Genomic DNA, 20,199 nt, shown 5'->3' on the forward strand with positions numbered 1-20,199 from the left:
TCTATTGACCTCTCCGTCGACTCGGGTCGCGGGGGACTTCCGCCGGCTGGTCGCAGTGGGCACACCGCTGCTTCGTCACCGGTCCATCACCCATCTGGGCGTTGCCGTCACTGCGCTTGCGGTGGCGGTGGTCGTCGCCATCCCCACCGCCCCTCTCATCAAGGCCGGCCTGATCGCAGCGCCCCCCGTGGAATCGATCCTGCCCGCCAACGTCGGGGTCGGGGTCGCCAGCGCCGACGGGGTCGTACTCCATTTCCCGGGTCCCATGGACCGCGCCGCGGTCCGCACGGCGCTTCGCCTCGTCCCGCGCACGGACGTCAGCTTCCTCTGGAACTCCGATTCGACCACCCTGGCGTTGGTGCCCAGGCTCCGTTGGGCGACCGACCAGCGGTACGTCATCCAGGTGCCCGCCGGCACGGCTCTGGCCGATCGCCGCGCGCTGGCGGCTGACTGGCGGGCATCCTTCACCACCCAGACCGCCCCGCGGGTGATGAGCCTGGCCATCACGGAGGTGAGCGGGACCCCATCCGCGGATATCCCGACCGTGGTCCAAGAGGTCCTGGCCTCCGGCGGGGACCGGGATGCGGGTCTCAGCGCCGCCACCGACGACGTGGCGCCCGAGGCCAGCGCCGCCACGGGGATCGGTCTGACCTTCAGTGCCGCAATGGACCACTCCGCGACCGAGAACGCGTTCTGGATCACGCCCAGCGTGCCCGGCGCGTTCCAGTGGCAAGGGACGACGCTGTGGTTCGCGCCGGAGCAGCGTCTGGCGCCCGGCGTGCGGTATGCGATCAGCGTGGCCGGCGCCCGCGACGCGGATGGCATTCGGGTGGGCGGTGACACGAGCTTCTCGTTCGCCACGCGCCCGAACGCCCAGGCGATGACGGTCAGCCCGGCCATCTGGGCTAGCGGCGTGACCGAGCAGACAGTGACCATCGGGTTCAGTCAACCCATGGACCCCGATGCCACGGCCGCGGCCTTCTCTCTTTCCGACACCACCAGCGGCCAGCCGGTGATGGGCCAGGTCGCCTGGAGCGCGGACGCGCGGTCCCTGACCTTCAGCGCGGGAGGCGCTCTCACGGAAGGCCACGAGTTCGTCGCCAACCTGGGAGCCGGCGCGCGCGACGCGGATGGCAACCCGGTCAGCATCTCGTGGCAGTTCTCGACCGCCGCTCCCGCGCGCACGTACACGGCGTACACGCCGTACACGCCGTACACGCCGGTTCCGGCGACGCCAGGCAGCTCGGACATGGTCCAGTACGCGCTGAACCAGCTTAATTCCGCGCGTGCGTCCTATGGGTTCGCGCCCCTGACCCTGGATTCCGCCTTATCTGCGGTCGCCTACGGCCACGCCGCCGACATGCTGGCCAACGGCTATTTCAGCCACGACTCGCTGGACGGGACCACCTACAAGCAGCGGCTGACCAACGCGGGCATCTCGTACGGCTGGTCCGGCGAGAACGCGTGCTACCTGGGCTACGGCGGCGGCGTCCAGGCCACGCTCGACTGGTGCCACGCCGCGTTCTGGTCCGAGCCATACCCGGGCGGCGGGAACCACAAGGACAACATCCTGCACCCCAACTACCGCCGGGTCGGGATCGGGATCGCGACCGGCTCGAACAAGGTGATAGTGGTCTGGGACTTCACCGACTGATCGGAGACGGCCGGTAGGCGGTCGGTAAGCCGGCCAAAACGGGGGCTCACAGACCCGGTGCTACACTCGCCGACCGATGGCGGGACCCAAGACCACGGGCGGCGACCTCGTGATCGTCGAGTCGCCGGCCAAGGCGAAGACGATCGAGCGCTACCTGGGCGACGGCTACGGCGTGCTCGCCTCCTACGGTCATGTCCGGGATCTGCCCAAGCGCGGCCTGGGCGTAGATCTTGACAACGACTTCGCGCCTCGTTACGAGCCGCTGCCCGACCGGAAGGACGAGCTCAAACGCCTGACCGATGCGGCCCGCTCGGCGGGCCGGGTGTGGCTGGCCACCGACCTCGACCGCGAAGGCGAGTCCATCGCCTGGCACATCGCCGAGCACGCCGGCCTGTCGGAGGATCGCATTCGTCGGGTGACGTTCAGCGAGATCACGCGTTCGGCCATCGAGAAGGCCTTCGCCAGCCCCCGGGAGCTGAACCGAGACCTGGTTGACGCCCAGCAGGCGCGGCGGATCATCGATCGGCTGGTGGGGTACAAGCTGAGCCCGCTGGTAGCCAGCAAGATCCGGCGCGGCCTGACCGCCGGCCGGGTCCAGAGCGTGGCGGTGCGGATCGTGGTCGACCGCGAACGGGAGATCCAGGCGTTCATCGCCGTCGAGTACTGGTCCATCGCGGCCGATCTCCGTCGCGGGGAGGCCGGCATCGCATTCCGGGTGGGGCTGACCCGGATCGACGGCCAGAAGGCCAAGATCAGCTCCCAGGACGAGGCCGACGAGCACCTCGCCGCGCTGCGCGACGCCCGCTATCGGGTCTCGGACGTGACCCGCAGCCAGCGGCGCCAGGGTCCGCCGCCCCCGTTCACGACCAGCACGCTGCAACAGGAAGCCTCGCGCAAGCTCGGCTTCTCCGCCAGGCGGACGATGGCGGCGGCGCAGGCCCTGTATGAAGGCATCGCCCTGCCGGGCGGCCAGGAGGGCCTGATCACCTACATGCGCACCGATTCGGTTTCCATGGCCGCCGGGGCAGTGGCCGAGGCGCGCGACGTCATCGGGAGCCGCTATGGCGCCGCCTTCGTCCCCGAGCGGCCGAACGCGTTCCGCACCCGGACCCGCGGCGCGCAGGAGGCGCACGAGGCGGTCCGGCCCTCGAGCTTCGCGCGCACACCCGAATCGGTCCAGGGCGCGCTCAAGCCGGATCAGTTCCGGCTATATGACCTCATCTGGCGCCGGGCCATCGCCAGCCAGATGGCCGCCGCGCTGTTCGACCAGGTTGGGGTGGATGTCGAAGCCGGCCGCTACCTGCTGCATGCGGGGACCCGGCGCCGGGTGTTCGACGGGTACCAGGCGGTGTACATCGAAGGTCGGGACGACGAGGATGAGGAGGCCGCCACGCGACTGCCGGAGCTTGCGGTCGGCGAGGCGCTGGACCTGGTGGACCTGGCTGCGGAGCAGCACTTCACTGAGCCGCCGCCCCGGTACAGCGAGGCGACACTGATTCGGGCCCTGGAGGAGCATGGCATCGGTCGACCATCGACCTATGCGCCGACGATGGAGGTCATCCGGGCGAGGGGATACGTGACGCTCGAGGACCGGCGCCTGCACCCGACCGAGGAGGCGTTCCTCCTGACGGACCTGCTGACCGGGCATTTCGCCGACGTCGTCGATCCGGCGTTCACCGCCCGCATGGAGACCCAGCTGGACGAGGTGGCAAGCGGCCGACGTGAGTGGGTTCCCATGGTGCGCGCGTTCTGGGAGCCCTTTGCCGAGCAGGTCGAACGCGGCAAGGTCGCCATCCCCAAGCAGGTCGAGGAGACCGACATCATCTGCCCGATTTCGGGCCACCCGATGCTGAAGCGGCTGGGCCGCAACGGGTGGTTCCTCGGCTGCAGCGGTTACCCCGAGTGCAAGCACACGATGCCGATCCCCGGCGAGACCGATCCGGCCATGGACCTGCCCGGTGTCGGCGAGACGTGCCCCGAGTGCGGCGAGGGGACCCTGACTCCGAAACGGGGCAAATTCGGCCCGTTCGTCGCGTGCAGCCGCTACCCCGACTGCCGCTACGTTCACCGTCCGGCAGCGGCCGCCGGCGGCGACGCGGATCCAGCCCATCCCGCGCCGGACCTCCCGGGCGCGGGCGAGACGTGTCCCGAGTGCGGTGAGGGCACCCTGACCCCGAAACGCGGACGGTACGGTCCGTTCCTGGGATGCAGCCGCTACCCCGACTGCCGGTACATCCATCGCGCGGCGTCGGCGGGCAAGGCCCGGCCTGGGGCGGGACGCCGGCGAACGACGCGGCGCGCCGCGGGGCGTCGGACCTCCGCCGGTGGTTGATCCGGCCGCGGCCGCTCCGCGCCAGGCCGACGCAGCCGTTGAGCGCTTCATCTCCCATCTCGCAACCCGCAACGCCGCCCCCGGCACGCTGACCGAATACCGTCGAAACGTCAGCGAGTTCGTCGCCTTCGTGGCGGCCCGGGGCGTCGATTGGCACGCACCCGACCGGGCTACCGTGCGCGCGTGGCTGGCTACCCTCGCCGAGCGGGAGCTATCGGCTTCCGCAGTTGGTTCCCGAGTCAGCGCAGTCCGAACCTTCTACCGCCATGCGGCCCGGCAGGGCTGGATCGAGGCCGATCCGCTGGCCGGCGTGCGGTCGCCCCGCCGACCCGGACGCCTCCCACGGGTGCTGACAGTTGACGAGGCCACCCGGCTCGTGGAGGCGCCCTCGCGCTGGACGGGAGACGGCCTGCCGGCCTCGAGCACCGCGACCCGCCGCAGGCAGGGGAATCGTGAGCTGGAGGCCTCTCTCCTCCGCCGGGACGCCGCCATCCTGGAACTGCTCTACGCCACCGGGATGCGCATCAGCGAGCTGTCGGGCCTGAGCCTGCCCGACGTCGACCTCGGTCGCCGGCGGCTGCGCGTGCTGGGCAAGGGCCGCAAGGAGCGCGACCTGATCTTCGGCCGGCCGGCGGCGGCGGCCCTGGGTGCCTACCTGATCGGAGCCCGACCGTACCTGGCGTCGCGCGCGCCGGCATCGGGCCTCTCCGGCGGCGCCGTGTTCCTCAACGCGGCGGGTGGCGCACTCACGGCGCGCGGAGCGCGCCTGGTGGTCGCCCGTTGGGTGGGCGCCAGCCAGGTCGGTGGCCGCACCTCTCCCCACACCTTGCGGCATTCATTCGCAACCCATCTCCTGGAGGGCGGGGCAGACCTGCGGACCGTCCAGGAGCTGCTGGGACACGCGTCGGCGCAGACCACGCAGATCTACACCCATCTCTCGGATGCTGCCCTGCGCGCCGCGTACCGCGCCTCGCACCCTCGATCAGAGAAGCTGCCCGCCGAGCCCTCGCATGACCGCTGACCGCCCATCGGATCTGAGCGGCGCCGCGAGCGTGGTCCTGCGCGCCAGCCTGGTGATGACGGCCGCGGCGGTTGTCAGCCGGGTGCTGGGATGGATCCGCCTGCTGGTCATCGGCGCCGAATTCGGTGCGTCGAGCGAGCTCGACGCCTACCTGGCCGCGTTCCGGATCCCGGATGCCATCTTCCAGCTCGTCGTGGCCGGCGCCCTGTCAGCGGCGCTCATCCCGGTGTATGCCGGTTATCGAGCCCGCGGCGAGGTGGATGAAGGGTGGGAGCTGGCCAGCAACGTCATCAACCTGGTGGTGCTCGCGCTCGCGGCCCTGAGCGCGGTCATGGCGGTCGGCGCTCCCTGGCTGGTGCCGATCATCGCGCCCGGCTTCGACGCCGAGACGACCGCGCTGACGGTTCGCCTGACTCAGATCATGCTCATCAGCCCCGTCTTCATCGGCCTGGGTGCCGTGGTCAGCGGCCTTCTGCAGACCCATGGCACGTTCGGTCCGACGTCGATTGCGCCACTGGTCTACAACCTGGCGATCATCGGGGCGGCCGTTTTCGTCGCGCCGGTGATGGGCGTGGAAGCGCTCGCGGCCGGGGTGGTCGTCGGCGCTGTCGGCCACCTGGTGATCCAGCTTCCCGCACTGCGCCGACTCGACCCCGCGTGGCGGCCGCGGATTGACCTGCGGCACCGGGGCGTGCGCCGCGTGTCGGTCCTGATGGCACCGCGGGTGTTCGGCCTGGCGGCGGGTCAGGTCAACCTGATCGTGAGCACCGCCCTGGCTTCAGGCCTGGCCGCAGGCAGCATCACCGCATTCACGTACGCCTTTCAGCTCAGTCAGCTGCCGGTCGGGATCATCGGCGTTTCGATCGCGGTGGCGCTGTTCCCAACCCTGTCGCGGGATGCGGCCTTGGGCCGCGCATCGGAGATCCGGCGACAGGTCAATGCCAGCCTGCGGGTCCTGTTCTTCGTCACCGCTCCGCTGGCTGCGCTCATGATCGTCCTGCACGGGCCGGTCGCCTCGGTCTTCTTCGAGTACGGGCTGTTCAGCGCCGAATCAGCCGATCGGACCGCATCCGCGCTGGCCTGGTTCGCGGTCGGCGTGCCGGCCCACGTCGTGGTCCACGTCTTGACCCGCGCCTTCTATGCGATGCAGGACACGCGCACACCGGTGGCCTGGGCGGTGGTGGCCGTGGTCGCCAACATTGGCCTGATGCTGTTGCTGGTTGGGCCGATGGGGGTCGAGGGCCTGGCGCTCGCGATTTCGATCAGCGCCACCGTGGAGGTCGTCGGCCTGCTGGCCGCGCTCCGCAGCCGGCTGGGCGGTCTGGATGGCCGCCTGCTGCTGGCGTCCTTCACGCGCTCGGGAGTGGCCACCCTGGTGGCTTCATTGGCCATGCTCGGGGCGTTCCTCGGCACCATCGCCGCCCTTCCCGGTCTCGAAGAGAACGGTGTTGGCCGGCTGGTTCTCCTCCTCGTTCCGGCAGGCATCGGTGGAACGGCCTACATCGCCGCCGGCCTCGTCCTTCGCGCGCCCGAGCTGACCACCCTGCGCTCCATCGCGGGCCGTCGACCCGCGGGCCCGTGACGTTCCGTCCCGCGGTCGAAGCCGATCAGGACGCCTGGCAGGGGCTGCTAGCGCGCGAACCGAGCGGAGATTTCCTGCATGACTGGGGATGGGCGGAGGTGGCTGCCCATGACGGGAACCCGCAGCGGCGCTATGTCGTGCTGGAAGGTGACACCCCGGTGGCGGCGGCGGCCGCCCAGGTACGCCGGCTGGCGCTCGGACGGAGCTTCTGGTACGTGCCTCACGGGCCCGTCACCGACTACGCCCATCCGGCCGCCGCGGCGCGCATCCGTGTGTTGGTCGAGGGGCTGGTGGGCGAGGCCCGGGCCGACCACGCGGTCGCGCTCCGTCTGGAGCCGCGCATCGAAAGCGGGGCGCCGGAGGTCGCCATCCTTGACGAGATGGCGCACCGGGTCCCGGAACGCCTCCAGGTGGGCCAGACCCGGATTGTTGACCTGGCCGACGACGACGCCCTGCTGGCGGGTTTCGACGCGGACACCCGGTATGGGGTTCGTCGAGCCGCCCGTGAAGGGGTCGAGATCAGCATCGACACCGATCCGCAAGACCGATCCGCCGTGGAGCGACTCCACGAGCTGGTGCGCGCGACCCAGCGCCGCGCCGGCTTCCGGCTGCCGCCCGTGGAGCGCTACTGGACCGCCTGGCAGGCCCTGGCCGGCGCCGGACGTGCGTGCCTGGTCGAGGCGCGACGCGGGGGCGAGACCCTCGCCATGGGGATGCTGGTGATCGAGGGCGAGCAGTCGTTCTATCTGTTCGCCGGCTCGCGGCGGGAGTCACCCGGTGAGCCCAAGCACTACGCCTCCTATGCCGCCCAGTGGGCCATGATGCGCGAGGCGCGCTCACGTAGTGCCCGCCGTCACGACCTGTGGGGCGTTGAACCGGCCGGTGCCGGACCAGACCATCCGTGGTACGGCGTGGGACTGTTCAAGAAGGGATTCGGGGGTCGTGGCGTGACCTGGGCCGGGAGCTGGGAGATCGTGGTCGACCCGCTTGCCTACCGCCTGCGGGCCGCCGCGTCTCGCTTTCGGCGGCGCACGCCGCAGGACGTCCCGTGACCGAGCGCGGCATCGGCCTCGGCGCCCTGGCCGACGCGGTGGATCCCGAGCGGGTGATCGGCGTGCCAGCCGGGGAGATCACCGGCCTGACTGCGCACAGTGCCGAGGTCGAGCCCGGTTCGGTGTTCTTCGCCATCCCCGGGGGGACGCACGACGGCTGGACCTTCGTCACGGAGGCCGCCTCGCGCGGCGCGGTGGCGGTCGTGGCCGAGCGCGAGACGGCCGGCCTGGTCATTCCGCAGCTGATCGTGGCGAATGTCCGCCACGCGGTGGCGGACGCGGCCGACGCATGGTACGGACGGCCGTCCGCGCACCTGCGGGTGTACGGCATAACCGGCACCGACGGAAAGTCGACAACCGCGTTCCTCTCCGTGGGCATCCTGCTGGCCGCCGGCCGCCGACCGGGCCTGGTGGGGACGGTAGACACCCGGGTCGGTGACCAGCAGAAGGCCTCGACCAGCCGGACCACGACGCCGGAAGCCCTCGAGCTGCAGCGCCTGCTGGCCGACATGGTCGAGGCCGGCAATGACAGCGTGGTGATCGAAGCCACCTCGCATGGGCTGGCCCAGGCGCGGGTCCGCAACTGCCGCTTCGCGGTGGGCGTCGTGACGACCATCACCAGCGAGCACCTCGAGTTCCACCGCACGCTGGATGCGTATCGGGCCGCCAAGGCCATCCTGGTCGAGGAGGCGCCGGTGGCGGTGCTGAACCGCGACGACGACGCGTTTGAATACCTGCAGGATCGGGCGGCGGGCGCCGTGATCAGCTACGGCATCGACGCCGAGGCGGACATCCGCGCCACGGCCCTCGACCTCGGACCGCATGGCAGCCGGTTCCACGTGACGGGGTCCCGCTGGTCGGGCCCGGTGACGATCCAGCTTCCCGGTCGCTTCAACGTCAGCAATGCCCTGGCCGCCCTCGGGCTGGCCCAGGCCGAGGACATTGACCTCGAGCAGGCCGCGGCCGCCCTGGCCGAGGTTCGCGGCGTCCCGGGCCGCATGGAGCGGATCGACATCGGCCAGCCCTTCGGGGTGATCGTCGACTACGCCCACACCGCCGATTCGCTGGCCAAAGTCCTGCGCGCGCTGCGGCCGCTGACGGCTGGGCGCCTGATCGCGGTATTCGGGTCAGCCGGCGATCGTGACCGCACCAAGCGATCGACGATGGGCCGTGTCGCCGGCGAGCTGGCTGACCTGGTGGTGGTCACCGACGAGGACCCGCGCAGCGAGTCGCCGTGGGAGATCAACGAGGAGATCGCGCAAGGCGCCCGCGACGCCGGGGCGCAGGAGCGCGAAACGCTGTGGATCATTGACGACCGCCGCTCGGCCATCGCCCATGCGCTGCGAATGGCGCAGGCCGGCGACATGGTGCTGCTGGCCGGCAAGGGGCACGAGCCGAGCATCATCTACGGCGACGACCGGCGCTGGTGGGACGAGCGCGAAGTGGCGCGCCAGGAGCTGCGCGGGATCGGATTCGGGACCGATGAGCCACCCGCCGCCTGATCCGAACCGGCTGCGGGCCTGGCAGGTGACCGACGCGAAGGCGTGGGACGCCTTCGTCGAGGCCGCCGACCATCGAGCCTTCCCCCAGCTATGGGGCTGGGGCGAGCTGCGTCGTGAAGCGGGATGGCGCCCGCTTCGCCTGGCCGTGGGCCATGTTCCCGACCAGCCGCTGGCCGGCGTCCAGCTCCTGCTGCGCCGGGTGCCGCTCACCGGGTGGTCGTTGGCGTATGCCCCTCGGGGGCCTATTGGCGCCCTCGATGAACCGGCCACCCGCGACGCGCTTGTGGCCGGGCTGCGGGCCCTCGGTGACGAGGAGCGCATCGGCCGGGTTCGGGCTGATCCCGAGGTGACCCACGTCGATCCCTACGGCGCGGCCCTCCTGGCCGCGCCGTGGCGGGAAGCGCCCAAGGTCCAACCGCCCACCACTCGCCTCATCAACCTGACCCAGCCGTCGGACGAGCTGTGGTCGGCGCTGGCCCGCAAGCACCGCCAGTACGTCTCCAAGGCCGGCCGCGAGGGCGTGACCATCGAGCAGCTCGAACCGGATTCGGACCCATTAGCGACCGCGGCCGGATTGGCGGACTTCGACCGCATCTACCGCCTGACCGGTGACCGGGCCGGTTTCGCGGTCCGCGTTCCGGACTATTACCAGCGGGTGTGGGCCGCGTTCGCCCCGCAACGCCGCGCGCGGCTGTTCTTCGCCACGGCCGACGGGGAGCGGGTGGCCACGCTCCTCCACATGGTGTGTGGCGACCGAGTGGCCGAGGTGTACGGCGGGATGACCGAACGCGGCGCCGCTACGCGGGCCAACTACCTGCTGAAGTGGGAGGCCATTCGCGCCCTCCAGGCCGAGGGTCTGCGCACCTACGACCTGTGGGGCCTCGCCACCGGCGGGATCCGCAAGTTCAAGGAGGGCTACGGCGGGACGGAGGTCACCTGGGTCGGGGCCCGCGATCTGGCCCTCAGCCGCCTCGGCGATACGGTGCTCGGCGTGGCCCTCGCCGGCTACCAGGCCCGCCAGCGACTGCGGTCCGTGGGCCGTCGGTCAGCGTCTCCGGCCCCAACTCCCGACTGACCGTACCGGGCCACCGCAAGGCCCGTGCTAGGATCGAAATGACCATGGACCTGGCCCGTCTCCGCGCCGCGCCGGCCGCCGTCGTCCAGCGCATCACGCGGGCCGGCGAGCCGGCCGCTGCACCCGGACCCACCTTGAGCGACCTCATCGCCGAGGCGCGGCGACATCGGCCCACCATCAACGTGGCCCTGATCGAGCGCGCCCACGAGGTGGCCAGCGCCGCCCACGAGGGGCAGTTGCGGGCATCGGGCGAGCCGTACATCACCCATCCCACCGCGGTGGCGTATGAATTGGCGACACTCCAGATGGACGCCGAGACCCTGGCCGCCGGGCTCCTCCACGACGTGCCCGAGGACACCGCCTATCCGTTGACCGATATCGAAAAGCGCTTCGGCCGCGAGGTCGCGCGCCTGGTTGACGGCGTGACCAAGCTGTCGAAATTCGGCAGCGCCCGGTCCACCGAGGAGCAGCAGGCCGAGAACATCCGGAAGATGTTCATGGCCATGGCCGAGGACGCGCGAGTGGTCATCATCAAGCTCGCCGACCGGCTCCACAACATGCGCACCCTTGAGTTCCTGGCGCCGGACAAGCAGGAGCGGATCGCGCGCCAGACCATGGAGATCTACGCCCCGCTGGCCCATCGGCTTGGGATGTGGCAGGTCAAGTGGGAGCTGGAGGACCTGTCGTTCAAGGTCCTCGACACGGACACCTACGCCCGGCTGGCGGGGATGCTGGCCGACAGTCGCAAAACGCGCGAGACGTTCATCAACCGTTCGATCTCCATCCTCCGCAAGGAGCTGGGGGCGGTGGGCATCCAGGCCGAGATCAGCGGCCGCCCCAAGCACATCTACAGCATCGTCAAGAAGATGGAGCGCAAGGGGGCCGAGTTCCACGAGATCTACGACCTCCACGCCATCCGGGTCCTGGTCGACGACGTGAAGGACACCTACGGCGCGCTCGGCGTGGTGCATGCCATCTGGCGCCCGATCCCGGGCCAGTTCGACGACTACATCGCGATGCCCAAGGCCAACCTGTACCAGTCGCTGCACACCGCGGTCATCGGCCCCGATGCCAAACCGCTCGAAGTGCAGATCCGGACCCGCCAGATGCACGAGGTGGCCGAGGCCGGGATCGCCGCCCACTGGCGCTACAAGGAGGGCAGCCGCGCCGATCGGCGCTACGACGAAAAGCTGGCCTGGGTCCGCCAGCTGATGGAGTGGCAGCGTGAGGTGGCCGACGCCACCGAATTCGTGGAAGGCCTCAAGCTCGACGTCTTCCAGGACCAGGTCTTCGTGTTCACCCCCAAGGGCGACGTCAAAGACCTGCCGGCTGGCGCCACCCCGCTCGACTTCGCCTATCGGATCCATACCGATGTCGGGCACCGGACCATCGGGGCCAAGGTCAACAACCGGCTGGTGCCGCTCGATTACCGGCTCCGCAACGGCGACATCGTGGACATCGTGACCACCAAGGCGTCTCACGGCCCATCCCGCGACTGGCTGGCCATCGTCCAGACCAACCAGGCCCGCGAAAAGATCCGCCAGTGGTTCAAGCGCCAGCAGCGCGACGAGAACATCGCCCAGGGGCGCGAGCTGCTCGACCGCGAGCTGCGTCGGCTGGCGCACGAGACGCTGGCATCGGTGGACAACGCCCGACTGACCGAAATCGCCGCTCAGCTCCATTTCCGCGAGCTGGACGACTTCTACGCCGCCATCGGCTACGGCGCGGTCAGCTCAGCGGCGGTCGTCAGCCGGCTGGGCATCCACGATGACGTCGAAATCACCCTCCCCGAGGTCGCCCCGCCGGCCGCGCCGAGCATCGCCGGGGTGCGGGTCAAGGGGGTGGGGGACCTGCTCGTCCGGTTCGCGAACTGCTGCAGCCCGATCCCCGGCGACGAGATCTCCGGCTACGTCACCCGCGGCAAGGGCGTGACCGTCCATCGCGCGACGTGTCCCAGCGTCCTGTCTGAGAAGGACATCGAGCGCCTGATCGAGGTCGAGTGGGAGGTGGTCGCCCAGCAGACCTACCCGATCACGATCCGGATCGAGGGCCTGGACCGGCCCGGGCTCCTGAACGAGATCACGAATGTCGTGGCCGAGAACAAGGTGAACATCGTGGCCGCTTCTGTGAGCACCAACCCCGATGGCACGGCGACGATCACCCTCACCCTGAAGGTCACCTCCCTTCAGCAGCTGTCCAAGGTCCTGGTCCGGATCGAAAACGTGCGGGACGTGACCGGCGTTACCCGGGAGCAGCACTAGCCGGGTCGATCGGTTCCGCGGACGAGGGACCGCCCGCACGGCGGAGCGCGTCGCTGGCGCCCGTCAAGGCCAACCGGATGAGGGTGGCCGCCGATCCGAAGAGCAGGATGGCGAGGACCCACACCATCCATGGCGCGGTCAGGATCGACTCGAGCTCCGGGGTGAGCGTGAACGGGGTCGTCAGCACCAGGGCACGGAGCAAGGTGCCCGCGAACCCGATCGACAGCGAAACGTAGGCCGCCAGACTGCGGACGTCCACGGCAGCCAACGGAGCGGCCACGACGAAGGCCGGAAACAGGTAGCGCTCATGGACCCGGGTGGGGAGGAAGTAGAAGGCGAAGGCCAGCATCATCCCGACCGTCAGGACGATCACCAGGTCGTGCCCGCGACGCAGCGGCACCAGCGAGGCGACCAGCCCGATCACGAGAAGCAGGGCGCCGATCCCGACGTACGGGGCGTCGTTGATCTCGAAGCCGACTAGGACACCCCACACGTTGATGGCGTCGAGCGAGGTGTCGGGTTGAAAGGTGGCGGTGCCTGACAGGCGCTCCAGCCAGTGGATTGGGCTCAGGCCGAGGAATGCGCCGATGGTCAAGGCGGCGATGGCTCCGCCGGCCACGACCGCGGCGAGGGGCCACGCCTCGCGCCGTTGCCATAACCGCTGGCCGACGACCACCAGGACGGGGAGGACGACGAGGCCGAACTGAGGCTTGGCGAGACCCGCCACGATAGCCAGCCCGCCGGCCAGGGCAAACCGGTCCGCCGACAGGGCCACGAGGGCCAGCAGGAAGAACAGGCTGCCCGCGGCGTCCACTTGGCCCCAGACCGGCCCGGCCAGGATGAGCGCCGGGTTGAGCAGGTAGCAGCCGGCCGCCAACAGCCCCGGGCCCGATCCCGCTCGGCGGCTGACGACGACGAACAACGTCAGCCCGATGAGCAGGTCGAAGGGGATCGAGAGGCCCTTGATAGCGGTCGACAGATGTTCGCCGTCGAAGGCCAGACCGACGAGCCACAGAAACGGCAGCAGGGCCGGGTAGATGGACGAGTCGTGCTCGTAGAAGTGGCCTGGCCCGTAGAGGACCAGGTTTTCCGCCCAGCGGGCCATGACCAAGACGTCACCGAAATGGCCGGGCAGAGGCAGCGCAGCCAGGCGGAGGCCGAGCCCAACCAGGAGCAGGACGATCAGGGCCATCCCCGGCATCGGCACACGGTACCCGACCCGGGCGCGGGATCGGAGTCCGCCGGTAGACTGCGGTCATGCCTGCCATACGCGCCCCTCGCGGCACCCAGGACCGGCTCCCCGAGCATGCCGCCGCGTGGGAGCGTGCCGAGGCAGCTGGCGCTGAGCTGGCATCGCGATACGGGTTCGAGCGGATCGAAACGCCTCTCTTCGAGGCCACCGAGCTGTTCGTGCGCGGGCTCGGAGAGGGCAGCGACGCTGTGGCCAAAGAGATGTTCCGGGTGGGCGGCGCGGCCGGCAGCGACGAGGAGGAGCCGGCCTGGGCCTTGCGCCCGGAGCCGACCGCCGGCATCGTCCGAGCCTACCTGGAGCATGGGTTGCACGTTCGCCCTGGGCCGCTCCGGGTATGGATGATAGGCCCCATGTTCCGATACGACCGACCGCAGGCCGGGCGCTTCCGCCAGTTCACGCAGTGGGACGTGGAGGTCATCGGCGATCCCGGGCCAGCGGTGGACGCGGAGCTGATCGAGCTCGCGGGACGGTACTGCGCGCAGGTCGGCCTGGACGACGTCTTGGTCCATCTGAACTCGATTGGCGACGCCACCTGCCGACCCGGGTACCGGGCTGCGCTGGTCGAGTACTTCACCCCCCACCGGGAGGCACTCGGCGAGGACGGCCGCCGCCGGCTGGACACCAACCCGCTGCGGGTGCTGGATGACAAGAACCTCGATCGCGGCCTGGCGGCCGGCGCCCCGAAATCCATCGACCACCTATGTGACGCGTGTCAGGCCCACTTCGCCGGCGTCACCGGCCTCCTGGATCGGCTGGGAGTCGTGTACCAGATCGACCATCGTCTGGTCCGGGGCCTGGATTACTACACCCGAACCACGTTCGAGCTGTTCCCGGCCGGCCGAACCGGGAGCCAGGATGCCCTGGCCGGCGGCGGCCGCTACGACGGCCTGGTGGAGCTGCTGGGAGGCCCGCCCACGACGGGAATCGGCTTCGGCCTGGGACTGGATCGGGTCGTGCTCGCCATGGCCCAGCGTGGCGTTCCCGGCGAGCCCACGCCCGCCCTGGTGGCCGTGGTCGGCACCCAACCGGACGACGTCGCCGAACGGCTCCTGGTGGCGGGCGCCCTGCGCGAAGCGGGACTTCGTGTGCGCCCTGACGGATCGGACCGAAAGCTCGGACGCCAGCTGGAGGCGGCCGCCAAGGTCGGCGCTCGGTGGGCGGTCATCGTGGGCGAGGAGCTGACCCGGGGTGCGGTCGTGCTTCGCGATCTCGCCGATGGCAGCCAGCGCGAGATCGCGCTCGACCAGGTGGCGAGCGCCACGCGCGGCAGCTCCACCTCATGACGCCCCCATCCTTCCGGACCCATACCTGCGGGGAGCTGCGCGCCGCCCACATCGGGGAGCGAGTGACCCTGGCCGGCTGGGTCAATCGCCGTCGTGACCACGGCCACCTGACGTTCTTCGACCTGCGCGACCGCTACGGGATCACGCAGGTGGTGACCAACCTGGACGAGGCCCCCGATGCGCACCACGCGGGCGCCGACGCACGGGCGGAGTGGGTGATCCAGGTCGAGGGCGTCGTGCGCCAGCGCCCGGACGGCACGGCGAACCCGGAGCTTCCCAGCGGGGAGGTCGAGGTCGGGGTGGATCGTCTCAGCGTGCTGAACCCGTCCAAGGTGCCGCCGTTCTACATCAACGAGGAGCAACCCGGCCTCGACGAGTCCCTCCGGCTCACCTATCGGTACCTCGATCTGCGCCGGCCGCCGCTGCAGGCACGGATGCTGCTGCGCAGCCGGCTGGCATCGGCCGTCCGACGCCACCTCGAGGGTGCGGGATTCGTGGAGATCGAGACGCCGACCCTCATCCGTTCCACCCCCGAAGGGGCGCGGGACTTCGTGGTGCCCAGCCGCCTGCAGCCGGGAAAGATCTACGCTCTGCCGCAGTCGCCGCAGGTCCTCAAGCAGCTGCTGATGGTGGCCGGATACGACCGCTACTACCAGCTGGCGCATGCCTACCGCGATGAGGACTTTCGCGCCGATCGGGGGCCGGAGCACACCCAGATCGACATCGAGATGAGCTTCGTCCGCGAGGCCGACGTGATGGCCACGGTCGAGGAGATGGTGACCGCGGTCAGCGCAGCGGTGGTGCCGGACCGTCCCATCGCCCAGGTTCCGTTCCCGCGCCTGACCTACGCCGACGCCATCATCCGCTACGGGTCTGACAAGCCCGACGTCCGGCTCGGGATGGAGCTGGTGGACCTCGGCTCGGCCGTGGCGGGCACCGACCTTCGGGTGTTTACCGATGCCCTGGCTGCCGGCGGGGCGATCCGCGGCCTGGTCGCGCCCGGCTGCGCGGGGTTCTCACGCCGCCAGACCGATGAGCTGACCGATCTCGCCATCCGGCACGGCGCCGGTGGCCTGATCCACCTGGCGGTCGAGCCCGATGGCACCCTGAAAGGAGCGGTCGCCCGCCACCTGCCGCCGGCCACCGCGGAGCGGGTGATCGAGGCCAGTGGCGCAGTGCCGGGCGACCTCATCCTGGCGGTCGCCGACGCGGACGGCCGTCGGGGGGCCGAGGCCCTGGGGAGGGTCCGGGTGGACCTGGGGGCTCAGCTCGGCATCGGCCAGCCGGGCGTGCTGTCGTACGTGTGGGTCCACCGCTTCCCCATGTTCAAGTGGGATGCCGAGGGCAACCGCTGGGACGCGACCCACAACCCGTTCAGCGCCCCGGTCTGGGAGGAGGCCGACGACATGGAGCGCGACCCCGCGGCCATCCACGCGCAGCAGTACGACCTGGCCCTCAACGGCTGGGAGCTGGGCGGCGGCTCGATCCGGATCCACCGCCGCGACCTGCTGGAGCGGGCGTTCGCCCTGATGGGCCACACGATCGAGGGCATGCGCGACCAGTTCGGGGCGCTCCTCGACGCCCTCGAGTTCGGCGCGCCCCCGCACGGTGGGATCGCGATCGGGCTGGACCGATGGACCGCGCTGCTTGCCGACCAGGACAACATCCGTGAAGTGATGGCGTTCCCCAAGACACAGTCGGGGAGCGACCTCATGCTGGGCGCCCCGTCGCCCATCGCGGCCGAGCAACTCGCCGAGTTGGGGCTGCGGCTCGCCGATCAGTCGCCCGAGGGCTCGTAGCCGCCGCCGACGTGGCGCTCCGTCCCGCGCAGGGCCGGGTTGAAGATGCAGACCAGGCGGGCGCCGCCGGCGCTGCGCGCGGTGTGCCGGTCATGCTGGTCGAGGGCATAGACCCCACCCGGCCCTACCGCGAACTCCCGCCCGCTGGCTGCATCGGTGATCTCCATCCCACCCGACACGACGTAGCACGCCTCGAGGTGGTGCCGGTACTCGAGCTCCAACTCGAAGCCGGCCTGGATCACGACGTCGTTCAGGGAGTAGCCCATCCGGTCCGCCGCGGTCAGGATCCGTCGGCTCGTCCAGTCATCGCCCGACACTTCGTGTTCGGTGCCGCCCACGTCATCGGCTGATCGAATGATCATCGGTCTCTCCTCTGCGGTTGTTCGGCCGGCGCAGGCCGATTGTGGGCCGTCCGGATGGCTGGGGCATAATCGCCCACGACCATGGCCATCTACCTCGACCACGCCGCGACCACCGCTCTGCGGCCCGAGGTCCTCGAGGCCATGCTGCCCTACCTGACCGAGCACTTCGGCAATCCGTCCAGCCTGCATGCCGCCGGTCGGCGTGCCCGGCAGGGCCTCGACGAGGCGCGAGAGACCGTGGCCGGCGCGCTGGGCGCCAAGCCGCGGGAGATCGTGTTCACCTCCGGCGCGTCGGAGAACACGAGCCTGGCCATCAACGGGATCACGTGGGCGGCGAGCGCCCGCGGCCGTCATATGGTCACCACCGCGATCGAGCACCGGGCGGTCCTGAACACCTGCGCCGTCCTCGAGCGCCACGGGTTCGAGGTGACGTACCTGCCGGTGGACCGATACGGCCAGGTGGACCCGGACGCGGTGGCAAACGCGATCGGCCCGCACACCACCCTGGTCGCGATCGGGTATGCCAACAACGAGGTCGGGACCGTTCAGCCCATCGCCCAGATCGGCGCCATCTGCCGCGAGCGGAACGTCGCCCTGTACACCGATGCCACCCAGGCAGCGGCTTCGCTGCCGCTCGACGTGGACAGCCTCCAGGTCGACCTGCTGGGCATCGCGGCCCACAAGGTCGAAGGACCCAAGGGGGTGGGCGCGCTGTTCGTGCGCCAGGGAACGAACCTCATTCCCCAGCAGCAGGGCGGGTCGCAGGAGCGGCAACGGCGAGCGGGGACCGAGAACGTGGCCGGGGCCGTGGGACTGGGTGAGGCGCTGCGCCTGGCCCGTGGCGACGCTGAGCGACTGGCGGCCGAGAACGAGCGCCAGCGGGGGTTGCGCCAGCGACTTGCGCATCGTCTCGAGGGAATTCCCGACGGCGAGCTCACTGGCCACCCCGAGGCGCGATTGCCGAACAGCGTGAGCTGGGCCTTCCGCGGCGTGGAGGGCGGTGACCTGGTGGCGGCGCTCGACCTGGAGGGCGTCGCCGCGTCCACCGGCAGCGCCTGCACCTCGGGCAGCGCCGAGCCGAGCCACGTCCTGGCGGCCATGGGGGTGCCGTCAGATCTGATTCGCGGTTCGCTGCGCCTGAGCATGGGCCGCACCACCACCGCGGCCGAGGTCGATCGAGCGGCGGACCTGGTGGCCGCCGCTGTCCAGCGGGTACGCGCCGCGGCCCAGCCCGCTGCGGCCGATGCCGCGCCGGCCCCGGCGGGGGCCTGAGAGAGCACCGATGCCGCGGATTGTGGCCGCCATGAGCGGCGGCGTGGACTCCAGCGTGGCCGCGGCGCTGCTCGCCCGCGAGGCTGCGGCGGGGGGCGACGAGGTGGTCGGGGTCTGGATGCGCACCCACCCGGACCGAGGCGAGGGCTGGGAGCCGCGACGCGGCTGCTGCTCGACCGAGGCCGCGGACGACGCCCGCCGCGTCGCGCAGCGGATCGGCATCCCGTTCTTCATCCTCAACGTCGAACCCGAGTTCGGGGCCCAGGTCATCGACGCCTTCGCCGAGGCGTACCTCGGGGGGACCACACCCAACCCATGCCAGGCCTGCAACCAGAAGATCAAATTCGACCTCCTCGCTCGGCGCGCCGTGGGCGCCTACGGGGCGGATGGCGTGGCAACCGGGCATTACGCTCGCGTTGCGCGCAGCGACGGCCAGTGGCGGCTGCTGCGGGCCGTGGACGCGACCAAGGATCAGACCTACTTCCTGTGGAACCTCGGCCAGCGCCAGCTGGCTGCCACTCGCTTCCCGCTGGGGGAGATGACCAAGCCGCAGGTCCGACAGCTGGCGACCGAGATGGAGCTCCCCACCGCGGCCACCCCCGAGTCCCAGGAGATCTGCTTCGTCCCCGCCGGCGACTACCGGGCCCTGCTGGCCGAGCGCACGTCGTACGTCGGCGAGTCGGGGCCTATCGTGGACGGCGAGGGTCGCCGGCTCGGCACCCATACCGGATTCGCGCACTACACGGTTGGCCAGCGACGCGGGCTGGGGCTGACCGCCAGCGAGCCGCACTACGTGCGCGAGATCCGGCCTGAGACCAACGAGGTCGTGGTCGGGTCGCGAGACGACCTTTCCGTGCGCGGTTTCGTCGCCGACGCTCGCCATTTCGTGGCCGGAGCGGCGCCGGCCGAGCGATTCGAGGCCCAGGTCCGGATTCGGCATCGGGCGCCCGAGGTGAACTGCGAAGTGACGCTGGTCGGGTCGGAGCGGATGGTCGTGGAGACCGCCGAGCCGGTGTGGGCCGCAGCCCCCGGCCAGTCCGCCGTCCTGTACCTCGGCGACGAGTGCCTGGGCGGAGGCCGGATCGCTCGGGCCTGAGCCGTGGTGCCGTGGGCCATCTGGACCGTCCTGGTGGCCGCCATCAACCTAACCCTGTTCATCGCCATTCGGGGCCGCTGGGGCCGGCAAGCCCTCGTGCTGGCCCTGGCTGCGCTGGCCGGCACCGCGGCCGGCAACGCCGTTGCCGGCCTCGTCGGCTTCGACCTATTGGTGTTCGGCGAATTCCACCTGGCGGCGGCCATCATCGGCGCCCAGCTGGCGCTGGTGACGACCGCGGCGCTGGCGACACTGCTCTCGCCGGCGGGTGATCCGAGCCGGCGGCGCGACGGGTCCGGGCCGGGCCGGTAGAATCGGTGCCCAACGACGAAGTCCCTCATAGGAGCAAGGCACACGTCATGAATGATTCCGGTTTCGGAAGTTTCGTCGCCGGTCTGGTCATCGGTGGCCTGATCGGCGCGGCAGTCGGGCTGCTCCTGGCGCCCGAATCGGGCGAGGAGATGCGCGGTAAGGTCGGTGAGTTCGTCGATGAGCGGACGCGCGACCTGGGCGACGCGGTCAGCGAGGGCAAGGCGGCCGCCGAGCAGGCTCGCACGGCCATGCTGGCCGCGCTTCAGCGCGACACGACCGCCGAGGCCCCGGCCGAGGAGAGCGCCAGCTAGCTTCTACCGGTGACGTCAAACAGACGAGAGCCGGCC

At 70.6% G+C, this 20,199-nt stretch carries 16 protein-coding genes; 14 read left to right on the forward strand and 2 right to left on the reverse strand.

Features of this window, described 5'->3' with window-relative positions:
- The first annotated feature begins 4 nt into the window (after positions 1-4).
- The 8 genes from AABM41_04195 to AABM41_04230 all read left to right on the forward strand — a co-directional run bounded on the left by AABM41_04195 (position 5) and on the right by AABM41_04230 (position 12,479).
- Positions 5-1,654, forward strand: coding sequence for an Ig-like domain-containing protein (locus AABM41_04195; GenBank protein ID MEK6191512.1), 1,650 nt, complete (start codon positions 5-7; stop codon positions 1,652-1,654).
- 76 nt (positions 1,655-1,730) lie between these two features.
- Positions 1,731-3,986 carry a type I DNA topoisomerase gene (gene topA / locus AABM41_04200; GenBank protein MEK6191513.1) on the forward strand — a complete coding sequence of 752 codons (2,256 nt, stop codon included), beginning with the start codon at positions 1,731-1,733 and terminating at the stop codon, positions 3,984-3,986.
- Positions 3,979-5,007, forward strand: coding sequence for a tyrosine recombinase XerC (locus AABM41_04205; protein MEK6191514.1), 1,029 nt, complete (start codon positions 3,979-3,981; stop codon positions 5,005-5,007). Before topA ends, AABM41_04205 begins: the two co-directional genes overlap by 8 nt.
- On the forward strand, positions 4,997-6,589 hold the full coding sequence (murJ, locus tag AABM41_04210; protein ID MEK6191515.1) for a murein biosynthesis integral membrane protein MurJ: 1,593 nt from the start codon (positions 4,997-4,999) through the stop codon (positions 6,587-6,589). The genes AABM41_04205 and murJ overlap by 11 nt, the downstream gene beginning before the upstream one ends.
- Positions 6,586-7,641: a peptidoglycan bridge formation glycyltransferase FemA/FemB family protein gene (locus AABM41_04215; GenBank protein ID MEK6191516.1), complete on the forward strand. Its 1,056-nt coding sequence runs from the start codon at positions 6,586-6,588 to the stop codon at positions 7,639-7,641. The genes murJ and AABM41_04215 overlap by 4 nt, the downstream gene beginning before the upstream one ends.
- On the forward strand, positions 7,638-9,143 hold the full coding sequence (locus AABM41_04220) for a UDP-N-acetylmuramoyl-L-alanyl-D-glutamate--2,6-diaminopimelate ligase (protein MEK6191517.1): 1,506 nt from the start codon (positions 7,638-7,640) through the stop codon (positions 9,141-9,143). Before AABM41_04215 ends, AABM41_04220 begins: the two co-directional genes overlap by 4 nt.
- A complete protein-coding gene (locus AABM41_04225; GenBank protein MEK6191518.1) occupies positions 9,124-10,218 on the forward strand; it encodes a peptidoglycan bridge formation glycyltransferase FemA/FemB family protein in 1,095 nt (364 codons plus the stop codon). Before AABM41_04220 ends, AABM41_04225 begins: the two co-directional genes overlap by 20 nt.
- A gap of 38 nt (positions 10,219-10,256) precedes the next feature.
- Positions 10,257-12,479 carry a bifunctional (p)ppGpp synthetase/guanosine-3',5'-bis(diphosphate) 3'-pyrophosphohydrolase gene (locus AABM41_04230; GenBank protein MEK6191519.1) on the forward strand — a complete coding sequence of 741 codons (2,223 nt, stop codon included), beginning with the start codon at positions 10,257-10,259 and terminating at the stop codon, positions 12,477-12,479.
- Here the strand turns inward: AABM41_04230 and AABM41_04235 are convergent.
- On the reverse strand, positions 12,460-13,680 hold the full coding sequence (locus AABM41_04235) for a hypothetical protein (GenBank protein MEK6191520.1): 1,221 nt from the start codon (positions 13,678-13,680) through the stop codon (positions 12,460-12,462). The two genes, AABM41_04230 and AABM41_04235, sit on opposite strands and share 20 nt — an antisense overlap.
- A 56-nt stretch (positions 13,681-13,736) precedes the next feature.
- Between AABM41_04235 and hisS the strand changes: the two genes are divergently transcribed.
- Positions 13,737-15,014: a histidine--tRNA ligase gene (gene hisS, locus AABM41_04240; protein MEK6191521.1), complete on the forward strand. Its 1,278-nt coding sequence runs from the start codon at positions 13,737-13,739 to the stop codon at positions 15,012-15,014.
- On the forward strand, positions 15,011-16,813 hold the full coding sequence (aspS, locus tag AABM41_04245; protein MEK6191522.1) for an aspartate--tRNA ligase: 1,803 nt from the start codon (positions 15,011-15,013) through the stop codon (positions 16,811-16,813). The genes hisS and aspS overlap by 4 nt, the downstream gene beginning before the upstream one ends.
- Here the strand turns inward: aspS and AABM41_04250 are convergent.
- Positions 16,792-17,175 carry an ectoine synthase gene (locus AABM41_04250; protein MEK6191523.1) on the reverse strand — a complete coding sequence of 128 codons (384 nt, stop codon included), beginning with the start codon at positions 17,173-17,175 and terminating at the stop codon, positions 16,792-16,794. The two genes, aspS and AABM41_04250, sit on opposite strands and share 22 nt — an antisense overlap.
- Positions 17,176-17,256: 81 nt before the next feature.
- On the opposite strand from AABM41_04250, the gene AABM41_04255 reads away from it, so the two are divergent.
- The 4 genes from AABM41_04255 to AABM41_04270 are packed head-to-tail and all read left to right on the forward strand — an operon-like array spanning position 17,257 to position 20,163.
- Positions 17,257-18,447, forward strand: a complete 1,191-nt coding sequence (locus AABM41_04255; GenBank protein MEK6191524.1) for a cysteine desulfurase family protein — start codon at positions 17,257-17,259, stop codon at positions 18,445-18,447.
- A gap of 10 nt (positions 18,448-18,457) precedes the next feature.
- Entirely contained in the window at positions 18,458-19,543 is a 1,086-nt protein-coding gene (gene mnmA / locus AABM41_04260; protein MEK6191525.1) for a tRNA 2-thiouridine(34) synthase MnmA, read from the forward strand.
- A gap of 6 nt (positions 19,544-19,549) precedes the next feature.
- A complete protein-coding gene (locus AABM41_04265; protein ID MEK6191526.1) occupies positions 19,550-19,852 on the forward strand; it encodes a hypothetical protein in 303 nt (100 codons plus the stop codon).
- 47 nt (positions 19,853-19,899) lie between these two features.
- Positions 19,900-20,163 (forward strand): YtxH domain-containing protein, encoded by a 264-nt coding sequence (locus AABM41_04270; GenBank protein MEK6191527.1) that lies wholly within the window; start codon positions 19,900-19,902, stop codon positions 20,161-20,163.
- Positions 20,164-20,199: the final 36 nt, after the last annotated feature.

The sequence above is a fragment of the Chloroflexota bacterium genome (assembly GCA_038040195.1).
Lineage (GTDB): Bacteria > Chloroflexota > Limnocylindria > QHBO01 > QHBO01 > DASTEQ01.

Coding starts and splice junctions, on each gene's coding strand:
- topA (MEK6191513.1), top strand. CDS start 1,731: ATGGCGGGACCCAAGACCACGGGCGGCGACCTCGTGATCGTCGAGTCG.
- murJ (MEK6191515.1), top strand. CDS start 4,997: ATGACCGCTGACCGCCCATCGGATCTGAGCGGCGCCGCGAGCGTGGTC.
- AABM41_04225 (MEK6191518.1), top strand. CDS start 9,124: ATGAGCCACCCGCCGCCTGATCCGAACCGGCTGCGGGCCTGGCAGGTG.
- AABM41_04230 (MEK6191519.1), top strand. CDS start 10,257: ATGACCATGGACCTGGCCCGTCTCCGCGCCGCGCCGGCCGCCGTCGTC.
- AABM41_04235 (MEK6191520.1), bottom strand. CDS start 13,680: ATGCCGGGGATGGCCCTGATCGTCCTGCTCCTGGTTGGGCTCGGCCTC.
- hisS (MEK6191521.1), top strand. CDS start 13,737: ATGCCTGCCATACGCGCCCCTCGCGGCACCCAGGACCGGCTCCCCGAG.
- aspS (MEK6191522.1), top strand. CDS start 15,011: ATGACGCCCCCATCCTTCCGGACCCATACCTGCGGGGAGCTGCGCGCC.
- AABM41_04250 (MEK6191523.1), bottom strand. CDS start 17,175: ATGATCATTCGATCAGCCGATGACGTGGGCGGCACCGAACACGAAGTG.
- AABM41_04255 (MEK6191524.1), top strand. CDS start 17,257: ATGGCCATCTACCTCGACCACGCCGCGACCACCGCTCTGCGGCCCGAG.
- mnmA (MEK6191525.1), top strand. CDS start 18,458: ATGCCGCGGATTGTGGCCGCCATGAGCGGCGGCGTGGACTCCAGCGTG.
- AABM41_04270 (MEK6191527.1), top strand. CDS start 19,900: ATGAATGATTCCGGTTTCGGAAGTTTCGTCGCCGGTCTGGTCATCGGT.